Consider the following 7,389-nt stretch of genomic DNA (forward strand, 5'->3'; position numbering starts at 1 on the left):
CGGCCGGGCCTTTGGTGGCAGACCACACTGGGACGAGCGTGTCGCGGTCCCACTCCCGGGTGCGTGCCCGGTCACAATGCCCATGGGCGAGGTTCAGCACCTCCTGCCCATGCTGCCAGATGGAGACCGAAGCCCCCATCTCCCAGCGCGTGCGGAAGCTCTCTTCGAACCAGGCACGTACTGCCGCAAGACTTGCGGAACTGCCGGGAAAACTCATGCGTGGTGGGACTCCAGTTGCGCCCGCAAACAGTCGAGATCGCGGTCTCTTCTGGCATGCTGGCGCAGTTCACCGTCCATCTCAAAAGCCCGCTTCAGATAGGAGAGAGATTTGTCCAGATGACCGAGGCAGGCGTTGTAGCAGCCCATGTTGTAATAATAGACCGGCTTGGCTCGCAGGGTGGCGGGACCGCGCGAAAGCACATCCACCGCCTCGGCGGTGCGCCCGAGTTCATGCAGGCAGAAAGCCGCATGAATGAAGCCGCCGGGCTCCATCGGTTCCTGGGAACAAAGCCTGGTGGCCAGCGTCAGTGCCTCGTCCCACCGGTGTCCGCCCATGAGGCAGAGCAGTGTGATCTCGATCACATCCACCCGGTTGTGCATTTCCGCCGGCAGTGGGGACAATTCCACCCGAGCCTCGTCAAAGAGACCCAGCTCCACGTATCCCTGGGCGGCGATGATCCTGCGTTCAGCTTCGGTCATTTTTGAGTATGAATGGCCTGATCAGAACGCAAAGCATGCGCGGGAACAAGGTTTTTCGTGCCTGACGACACGCAAAAAGAGGTTCATTCGCCCATGGATGCTTCAAACAGCGGCCGCTTTCACGTCCCGCAATTTCTTTGCCACCTCCATGCGCGATCCAATTTCCCAGCAGCTCCAGGTGGCGATGTAGCTGACGAGAGACACCACCGACCCGAGAATGATCCCGCCGACCAACATGACCGGTGCATGCTCCTTGAGCACGATCCAGGCCTCAACCATGGACTCGGGCAGATGCTTGGGAAACGGCGAGGTGGGCACCGTGGTGTAGAGGGCCAGCACCCATTTGCCGATGGCGTATTCCAGCCACGCCATGAACGGCACGGTGACCGGATTGCTCACCCAGCACAGGGCGATGGCGATGGGGATGTTCACCCGGAAAATGGCGGACAGAATGATGGCCGCCGGAGTTTGGATCGGCAGCAGTTGCAGGGTGATGAACATCCCCACGGCCATGCCTCCGGAAAGCGTGTGCTGCGTGGGCTTCCACACGCGCTTGTCGAGAAAGTGCCGTGCAAACCAACGCCGGGTTGGGCTTTGCCTCAGTTTGCGGGGATGTTTGAGAAAGCGGATGGTTTTGAACACCGAACGGCGAAACCAGCCACGGGCGAGCGCGAGCATGCTCAGTTTCCTCCCCCATTATAGACCCAGATCAGCAGCGCACTGCCAAGCGCGATTCGATACCAGGCAAAACCGTTGAACGTATGCCCCTGAACAAAACGAATGAGCCACTTCACCACGACGAAGGCAGAGACAGCGGAAACCACCGTGCCAAGGACAACCATGCCCCAGTCCTCATTCCCTGCCTCACCGTCCTTGATCGCAGAGAGGATTTTGAATGCCCCGGCCGCCATCAGCGTGGGAATGCCCAGCAGGAAGGAAAACTCCGTGGCGGCAGGACGTGACACGCCAAAAGCCAGCGCCATCAGGATGCTGGCCCCCGAACGCGAGGTCCCGGGAAACACCGCCGCCAGCAGCTGCGCCAGCGCCACGGCCACCACGACCGTCCAGGTGATGTCCGCCGTGCCCGTCTTGTCCTTGTGCAAAAACTCTAAAACCAGGATGATGAATCCGCCGATCAACGTCGCCCACGCCACGGGGGGAATCGTCTCCGGCAGTTTGATGCCGAACTTCTTGATGATCAAACCACCCACGGCAGTAATGAAGAAAGCCACAAACAGCTTCGCCAGATAATCCCGTGTGCTGGCGTCTCCAAGGGTCGAGGCCAGATGTTTGAGCCGCCCGGTGAATACGGCCAGCACCGCCAGCACGGCCCCGCTTTGGATCACCACGTTGAACAAGTCGCTTTTCTGCGGCAGCCAGTGCAGATTTTGCGGGATGAGAAGGTGCCCGGTGGAGGAGATGGGCAGGAATTCGGTGACACCTTCAATGATGCCGAGGAGAATGGTCGCGAGCCAGGGGGGCATTGCGGGAATAGGGAGGGGTTGGGTAAAGGACTTGGAACCATCAGGCGGGCGGCGCAGTTTGCAACTTCACTGAATACATTGAACCTGATAATTCGCAGCAAGCCGCCATTCTCTTCCACCGCAATGGTTTTCAGGCTGGCCTTTGCAACGATTTCGACTACCATCTCAATCCCTTCGGCATGCCAGCCAGTGCCTCCCATTCTCCCATCTCGTTGTCTGCCCCCCGTTTTTCGTGGTGGCACGCGCTGATGTGTGCTTGCGCTGCGTTGGTCCTGACGGTGCCTGCCGTCGCTCAGTCCGGCTCCACGATTCGCGTTCGTCTGGCGGATGGCTTTGATTTTCCTGTGGGCAAGCCGGACGCCGACGGCTTCTATAAAGCACGCGGCTACTGGCCCAACGGTCACCTGGGTGAAGACTGGAACGGCCGCGGCGGCGGTGATACCGATCTCGGGGCGCCGATTTATTCCATAGGCCGTGGCGTGGTGATTTTTTCGCAAAACATCGGCGTCGGCTGGGGCAACTGCATCTTGGTACGCCACATTTTCCGCGAGGCTGATGGCAAAGTCGCCATGGTAGACTCGCTCTACGGCCACCTGCATGAGCGCAAGGTCAAGCTCCATGACCTCGTCGAAAAAGGCCAGCTCGTCGGCACCATGGGAGGTAACAACGGCATGTACCCGGTGCATTTGCACCTGGAAGTACGCAAGAATCTGCAGATCGGCATGAACCGCTCCTCGTTTGCCCGTGATTCCTCCAACTACTACAGCCCGACGGCCTTCATCAACGCACGCCGCGTCCTGCCTTCGAGCATGCAGAAATACTCCGTGCCTGTGAACAATTTCGCCCCCTACGGACGGGCGCTGGCAGATACCAACAGTGATGGCTCAAGCACCGCCAGTGTGGATGTTCCCGCCTTCAAAGGCGGCTCTGGCACGGGCAAAGATGACTCCAAACAGGAGGATGACTTCTGGTCACGCCTGAAAGCCAAAATGCGAAACGGCCAGACCACGGACGCCACCGACGAAAAACGTTGAGCAATCCACGGGGTATAATAGCCCTTGATTCATCGCTACCCGTGGTGGCATCTTTGCTGCTATAATAGGACCTCTTACTCCCGGCCATGCAAATACCGCCCCGCTCCTCCCCTCCCCGATCCGTCTACGGCGGCAGTCTTGTGCCTGTTCTCATCGTCGTGGGCGCACTCGCTCTCAGCACCGCCATTTTCTTCCTCTTTACCAAGAAGAAGATTCAGTCCCAAAAGGACGCCGTTGCCGAAGCTCCAGGTGCCACCGATTCAACCTCCAAATCAGCCGCTGAGACCGCCAAGTCGGCTGCACCGGCAGTCCCCGCCAAGCCACCCACGGTGAAACCTCCGGAGCCCCCGAAGCCCGCTCCCCCCGCATTTGCCTTCGCTCGTCCGCTGGATCTGGGCCGGCAGCTGGTGCGCAGCCTCACCACGGGAGATTTTGCCACCGCAGGCAAGCTCGCAGCCGCCTCAGATGCGGAGCAGTCAAACAGCGCCGCCAAGCTCTTCGAAAAACTCGCTTCCATGGGCTACAAGCCTGCGGCGGAGGATCAGGTGGAGTTGCTCGGCCTTGTCGAGAACCGCACCCGCATCACCCTTCCCTTTGTCATGGCTGGCTCACAGGAAACCGTGCGCATTCAGCTGGATCTTGAGCGTGACGAAAAAATGGGCTGGAAGGTCGCCAAAGCCACCCTGCCCAAGGCCATGAGCAGCGCCATCGCCGCCATGCCGGCCTCTTCCCCAGCTGCTACACCAGCCCCAGCCACGCCTGGCACTCCGGCTCCAGCCCCTGTCGCTGCCGCCTCCATGAAACCGCTCTTCACCGTTGAGGACGGCACCGACGCCCTGGCCTTCGCCAGCGATTTTGTCCGCCACCTCCTGAAGCACGACTTCAACGCCGCTCGCGCTTTTGTCGATGACAAAAAAGTCCCGGTCGAGCGCCTTCTCGGCCTCTGCATCGTCTTTGAAGAGGGCCAGTATTCCTTGAATCCGGCCAAGCCGCTCATCGTAACCATCGCCAACCCCGAAGTCTCCTGGGTCATTGCCCAGGTGCAGTCCGAGTCGCTCCAGCAGAACACCGAATTTGGTGTGGAGCTCAAGCGCGCAGACACCGCCCAGCCATGGAAAATCGTGGGACTCAATCTCTCCGACATCCTCGGCTCCTTCGCCAAAAGCGCCTCCAAGCTCGGCGTGCCTTACACGCCCATCGTGAAGAATCCCAAGGGCGGCGAATCCCTCGCCCTCTACTTTGAATACGACCGCGCCGAACTGCATCCACGCGCCTTGAAGCAGCTCGAAGTCATCTCCGCCCTCATGAAGGCGGACCCTTCCAAGAAGCTGCGCATTGCCGGCCACACCGATGAAAAAGGCGAGGATGACTACAACATCCGTCTCTCACGCGGACGCGCGGAGTCCGTGAAAAAGCAGCTCGCCATCCTCGGCGTCCCAGCCGACCAGGTGGAAACCACCGGCCTTGGCAAAGCCCAGCCGCTCAGTCCCAACAAAAAATCCGACGGCACCGACGATCCCGAAGGCCGCAGCCACAACCGCCGCGCTGAGATCTACCTCGATTTCTGATTCTTTGCCGCGTCTTGCACCGTTGTCGCGTCCGCCTAATCTGGCGCACGCATGAAGAAAAAGTCCCCACCCGCCCCGCCACCACCCGAATCATCGTGGAAGGCCGGGATGTTCCTCGGTGGCATTGCCGCAGGCGTGGTGGGCTTGGTCGCATGGGCCTTGTGGCCGCAGAAAAAGTACACCCCTCTTCCCGCTCCCGTAGCAGTCTCCCTCGCGAAGGCTGAACCCTACGCGATGCCGGACGAAAAAACGGCCTTCGCCCAATACGCCGGCTCCCAAAGCTGCCGCGAATGCCACGCCGATCAGTTCGCCAAATGGCAGGGTTCCCACCACGGCCTCGCGGAACGCAAACCCGATCCCACGCTAGACGACCCGGCCTTCGTCCCCACCCGCAGCTTCCAGCACGGCACGCAGGCGACAGAGGCACGCAAAAACGGCAGCGACTACGAACTGACCGCCCTCGGCTTCGACAATAAAGTCACCCCCTATCGCGTCGAGCGCGTCATCGGCCACGATCCGTTGCGCCAGTTCCTCGTCGACGGTGGCCATGGCCGGCTTCAGGCCATGGAAGCCTGCCTCGATCCAAAGAAAAACGAGTGGTTCAATGTTTATGGCAACGAAGACCGCAAGCCCGGCGAATGGGGCCACTGGACCGGTCGCGGCATGGTGTGGAACCAGATGTGCGCCTCCTGCCACAACACCCGCCTGCGCAAAAACTACGACGCCAAGACCGATGCCTACCGCACCACCATGGCAGAGATGTCCGTGAGCTGCGAATCCTGCCACGGCCCCATGAAGCCGCACAACACCTGGCAGCACACCCATCCCGGCGCCAAAGGCGATCCCACGCTCACCAAATTCACCCGCGACCAGCACATCGAAAACTGCGCCGGATGCCATGCCCTTCGCGGTGAAGTCACCGGCGATTTCGTCCCCGGCGAATCCTTCTGGGACCACTACCGCCTCACCATCACCGATCAGACCGACACCTTTTACCCCGACGGCCAGATTCGCGGAGAGGACTACGAGTTCAGCAGCTTCCTCAGCAGCCGCATGCACAACGCCGGCGTCCGCTGCATGGACTGCCATGACATGCACAGCATGAAGACCATCCTGCCCGGCAACCAGCTCTGCATGCGCTGCCACACCCCCGGCGGCTTCCCCAACGCACCGCCCATCATGCCGGAGGCGCACAGCTTCCATCAAACCACCAGCACCGGCAATCAGTGCGTGAACTGCCACATGCCCCAGACGGTTTACATGCAGCGCCACTCGCGGCACGACCACGGCTTCACCATTCCCGATCCGCTGCTCACCAAGCATTTCAACGTGCCCAACGCCTGCAACAAATGCCACACCGACAAAACCACCGACTGGGCGCTCGAAGCCACCCAAAAATGGTGGGGCCCCAAAATGGACCGCAAAACGCGCACCCGCGCCACGCTCATCGCCCAGGCTCGCCAGGGGAATGAAGAGGCCCGCAGCGGACTCATCGATCTGCTCAGCAGTGATGAAATACCCCACTGGAAAGCCAGCGCCACGCTGCTGCTGGATCGCTGGATTGACCAGCCCTCAGTTCAAACCGCCGTCGCCGCCCAGTTACAGCACGCCCATCCCCTTGTGCGCGAAAGCGCCGTCCGCACGCTCGAACCCATGTTGCAAAGCGGTTCGATCCGCTCGGCCATCGAGCCCCTGCTCAATGACCCCGCGCGCAGCGTGCGCGTCTCCGCCGCATGGGCCCTGCGCGAGGGCCTGCACCTCGACTCCCCCGCCGGCCAGGACCTGCAGCACATGCTCAACTGGAACGCCGACCAGCCCAGCGGCCAGATGCAGCTCGCCCAGTTCGAGTTTGCCCGGCGCAATCTCTCCGCCGCCACCCAGCACATGGAAACCGCCATCCGTTGGGATCCAAACTCACCTCCTTTCCATCACGACCTGGCCATGATGTACAGCACCACCGGCCAAAGCCAGCTCGCCATCGCCAAGCTCCGCGATGCCATCAAACTCGCCCCCAATCACGCCGAGTATCATTACGAACTCGGCCTCGCTCTCAGCGAAACCGGCGACATCCCGGCCGTGATTCAATCCCTGCAGGAAGCCACCCGTCTCGATCCCGGCCTCTCCCGCGCCTGGTACAATCTGGGCCTCGCCAAAAACGGCCAGGGCGACATCCCCGGAGCCCTCGGCGCATTACAACGCGGCGAACTCGCCAATCCCCGCGATTCCGGCATCCCCTATGCCCGCGCCACCATCCTCGCACGCCAAAACCGCATCCCCGAAGCCATCGCCGCACTCGATCGCGCCTTGCGCATCTCACCCGGCTACGCTGAGGCCCTGGAACTCCGCGCTGCTTTGACGCGGCGCTGATCAGCCGTCAGCCTTCTTCCACTCTTCACCTTCCTCGTCGTCGTCATCGCCGCCGAAGCCGTCGTCATATTCATCCTCACTCTTGCCGGGTTCGAGGCCCGCAATGGTGTTGATGTCTTCATCGCTGAACTCCTCGATGTCGTCCTCATCATCTTCGTCCTCCTCCGCAGCCGCTTCAGCCGCCTGCTGCACCTCCAGCCCCTTCTTTTCGATCTGGGCCAGCGTGTCGCTCACATC

7 protein-coding genes and 1 pseudogene are annotated in these 7,389 nt (G+C 61.2%); 3 read left to right on the forward strand and 5 right to left on the reverse strand.

Features of this window, described 5'->3' with window-relative positions; all coding sequences use genetic code 11:
• The 4 genes from ACIREA_RS22275 to ACIREA_RS22290 form a co-directional block, all read right to left on the reverse strand.
• Positions 1-217: serine hydrolase (locus ACIREA_RS22275; protein ID WP_397384556.1), on the reverse strand; the 217-nt coding region annotated here is incomplete at its 3' end.
• Positions 214-699, reverse strand: coding sequence for a TPR end-of-group domain-containing protein (locus tag ACIREA_RS22280; RefSeq protein WP_397384557.1), 486 nt, complete (start codon positions 697-699; stop codon positions 214-216). The genes ACIREA_RS22280 and ACIREA_RS22275, both read right to left, overlap by 4 nt.
• A 102-nt stretch (positions 700-801) precedes the next feature.
• Positions 802-1,377, reverse strand: coding sequence for a DUF2062 domain-containing protein (locus ACIREA_RS22285; RefSeq protein ID WP_397384558.1), 576 nt, complete (start codon positions 1,375-1,377; stop codon positions 802-804).
• A gap of 2 nt (positions 1,378-1,379) precedes the next feature.
• Positions 1,380-2,183 (reverse strand): undecaprenyl-diphosphate phosphatase, encoded by an 804-nt coding sequence (locus tag ACIREA_RS22290; protein WP_397384559.1) that lies wholly within the window; start codon positions 2,181-2,183, stop codon positions 1,380-1,382.
• Positions 2,184-2,461: 278 nt separating this feature from the next.
• Here ACIREA_RS22290 and ACIREA_RS22295 point away from each other — a divergent pair, with 278 nt between their 5' ends.
• From ACIREA_RS22295 to ACIREA_RS22305, 3 genes are all read left to right on the forward strand, one after another.
• Positions 2,462-3,217: a M23 family metallopeptidase gene (locus ACIREA_RS22295; protein ID WP_397384560.1), complete on the forward strand. Its 756-nt coding sequence runs from the start codon at positions 2,462-2,464 to the stop codon at positions 3,215-3,217.
• An 86-nt stretch (positions 3,218-3,303) separates the two neighbouring features.
• Complete coding sequence (locus ACIREA_RS22300; protein WP_397384561.1) at positions 3,304-4,785, forward strand: OmpA family protein; 1,482 nt, start codon at positions 3,304-3,306, stop codon at positions 4,783-4,785.
• Between the two features lie 51 nt (positions 4,786-4,836).
• On the forward strand, positions 4,837-7,152 hold the full coding sequence (locus tag ACIREA_RS22305; RefSeq protein ID WP_397384562.1) for a tetratricopeptide repeat protein: 2,316 nt from the start codon (positions 4,837-4,839) through the stop codon (positions 7,150-7,152).
• On the opposite strand, the pseudogene ACIREA_RS22310 reads toward ACIREA_RS22305, so the two are convergent.
• Positions 7,153-7,389 (reverse strand): annotated as a pseudogene (locus tag ACIREA_RS22310) (hypothetical protein); the annotation flags it as partial.

The sequence above is a fragment of the Prosthecobacter sp. genome, from assembly GCF_044373815.1.
Classification (GTDB): Bacteria; Verrucomicrobiota; Verrucomicrobiia; order Verrucomicrobiales; family Verrucomicrobiaceae; genus Prosthecobacter.

What these genes read in the sequence shown, in the direction of transcription:
- ACIREA_RS22280 (WP_397384557.1), bottom strand. Translation starts at nt 699, where the DNA reads ATGACCGAAGCTGAACGCAGGATCATCGCCGCCCAGGGATACGTGGAG.
- ACIREA_RS22285 (WP_397384558.1), bottom strand. Translation starts at nt 1,377, where the DNA reads ATGCTCGCGCTCGCCCGTGGCTGGTTTCGCCGTTCGGTGTTCAAAACC.
- ACIREA_RS22290 (WP_397384559.1), bottom strand. Translation starts at nt 2,183, where the DNA reads ATGCCCCCCTGGCTCGCGACCATTCTCCTCGGCATCATTGAAGGTGTC.
- ACIREA_RS22300 (WP_397384561.1), top strand. Translation starts at nt 3,304, where the DNA reads ATGCAAATACCGCCCCGCTCCTCCCCTCCCCGATCCGTCTACGGCGGC.
- ACIREA_RS22305 (WP_397384562.1), top strand. Translation starts at nt 4,837, where the DNA reads ATGAAGAAAAAGTCCCCACCCGCCCCGCCACCACCCGAATCATCGTGG.